The sequence below is a fragment of the Algibacter miyuki genome (assembly GCF_030409805.1).
GTDB classification, from domain to species: Bacteria; Bacteroidota; Bacteroidia; order Flavobacteriales; family Flavobacteriaceae; genus Algibacter; species Algibacter miyuki.
Genome location: NZ_JAUFQP010000013.1, coordinates 495,001 through 497,500, shown reverse-complemented (window position 1 = coordinate 497,500; position 2,500 = coordinate 495,001). Strand labels below are relative to the sequence as shown.

The 2,500-nt window shown below is 44.1% G+C and carries 2 rRNA genes (1 of these 2 cut by a window edge); both read right to left on the bottom strand.

Annotation, left to right across the window (positions count from 1 at the left end):
- Positions 1-482: 482 nt before the first annotated feature.
- A 5S ribosomal RNA gene (gene rrf, locus QWY92_RS14480) occupies positions 483-590 on the bottom strand.
- A 143-nt stretch (positions 591-733) separates the two neighbouring features.
- Positions 734-2,500: ribosomal RNA gene (locus QWY92_RS14475) — 23S ribosomal RNA — on the bottom strand (it continues 1,058 nt past the right edge of the window).

The following is a 2,500-nucleotide window of genomic DNA, read 5'->3' as shown; positions in this document are numbered from 1 at the left end:
TTATATAATTAATTACACCCTCTGATTACGATATATTTGGTGCAAAAAACCTAGAATATTTATTCATAATCAGAAAAAACGCACTTTATATCAAGACTAAAAGTTATCCATAGTCAAAATAAGTCTTTTCTTTAAGTGTATTTTAATCTTCAGATCGTTTAGTGTTGAAAATAACGCTTACGCGGAAGAAGTAATCTTAAATATAAGCGTGATCTATTTGTTCGTTATTTCCTAATAGATACTAGACTTCTCTATTAGGACCACTTTATGATTAAACCATCTATAGCAGAATATATTAAGTTAAGCCAGTATCTTCTGTTCTAAATTCTTTTAACGAAACTGCACTATATAGTGTAGACGAATATGAACAAGACGATTAAGCATCGACCATAACCAACACACTCTCTTTACATCCCCCTTCGTCTTCTTAGATTTGAGTTTAGGGCAAAAAAAATCCTCAACAAATAAATGTTGAGGATTAAAAAAGGCAACGACCTACTCTCCCACAAATGCAGTACCATCGGCGCTAATGGGCTTAACTTCTCTGTTCGGAATGGTAAGAGGTGAGCCCCATCGCTATAACCACCTTAAGTTATAGCTGCTCGCTATTGGATTTTAATCCTTTAGCATACAGCGTTTATCACTTTGGATAAACAAATATCTTAACATATTGAAACAAAAATCATGAACTTAATTTATATAATGCATTGTATAACTTTTAAAAAAACAGGCGTACAATAAGCCTATGGGTTATTAGTACTACTTGGCTATGACATTACTGCCTTTACACCTATAGCCTATCAACGTGATAATCTTCCACGACCCTTTAAAGAAATCTCATCTTGTGGTGGGTTTCGCGCTTATATGCTTTCAGCGCTTATCCCTTCCCAACGTAGCTACTCAGCAATGCTCCTGGCGGAACAACTGATACACCAGAGGTTAGTCCAACTCGGTCCTCTCGTACTAGAGTCAGATCCACTCAAATTTCTAACGCCCACTGTAGATAGAGACCGAACTGTCTCACGACGTTCTGAACCCAGCTCGCGTGCCACTTTAATGGGCGAACAGCCCAACCCTTGGGACCTTCTCCAGCCCCAGGATGTGACGAGCCGACATCGAGGTGCCAAACCCCCCCGTCGATATGAGCTCTTGGGGGAGATCAGCCTGTTATCCCCGGCGTACCTTTTATCCTTTGAGCGATGGCCCTTCCATACGGAACCACCGGATCACTATGCTCTACTTTCGTACCTGATCGACTTGTAGGTCTCTCAGTCAAGCTCCCTTATGCCATTGCACTCTACACACGATTACCAACCGTATTGAGGGAACCTTTAGAAGCCTCCGTTACTCTTTTGGAGGCGACCACCCCAGTCAAACTACCCACCAAGCACTGTCCCTTCGAAAGAAGGTTAGACTCTAGATAAGCAAAGGGTGGTATTTCAACAATGACTCCACAACGCCTAGCGACGCCGCTTCAAAGTCTCCCACCTATCCTACACATTACTTATCCAAAACCAATACTAAGCTATAGTAAAGGTGCACGGGGTCTTTTCGTCCCACAGCGGGTAATCGGCATCTTCACCGATACTACAATTTCACCGAGCTCATGGCTGAGACAGTGTCCAGATCGTTGCACCATTCGTGCAGGTCGGAACTTACCCGACAAGGAATTTCGCTACCTTAGGACCGTTATAGTTACGGCCGCCGTTTACTGGGGCTTCATTTGAATGCGTCGCCGAAGCTAACATCTCCACTTAACCTTCCAGCACCGGGCAGGTGTCAGGCCATATACATCATCTTTCAATTTAGCATAGCCCTGTGTTTTTGATAAACAGTCGCCTGGACCTTTTCACTGCGGCCACCCCGAAGGGTGGCGACTCTTCTCCCGAAGTTACGAGTCTATTTTGCCTAGTTCCTTAGCCATGAATCTCTCGAGCACCTTAGAATTCTCATCCCAACTACCTGTGTCGGTTTAGGGTACGGGCTGCTTCTCTTGCTTTTCTTGGAAGTCGATTTGCTAGATTATCACCTTGACCGAAGTCTCAGTGTACTATCGCGGTGTTACCACTCGCTTCAACGCACAATTCCGTCTGTGCGCACTAACTTTTCGCCTCCGTCACTTTTAATGAGAGCAGGTACAGGAATATTAACCTGTTGTCCATCCACTACCCCTTTCGGGTTCGCGTTAGGTCCCGACTAACCCTCAGCTGATTAGCATAGCTGAGGAAACCTTAGTCTTTCGGTGTGCGGGTTTCTCGCCCGCATTATCGTTACTTATGCCTACATTTTCTTTTGTAGCTTCTCCAGCATGACTCACATCACACCTTCGACGACACTACAATGCTCCCCTACCGATATTTCTATCCCATAGCTTCGGTAATATGTTTATGCCCGATTATTATCCATGCCGAACCGCTCGACTAGTGAGCTGTTACGCACTCTTTAAATGAATGGCTGCTTCCAAGCCAACATCCTAGCTGTCAAAGCAGTTCAACCTCGT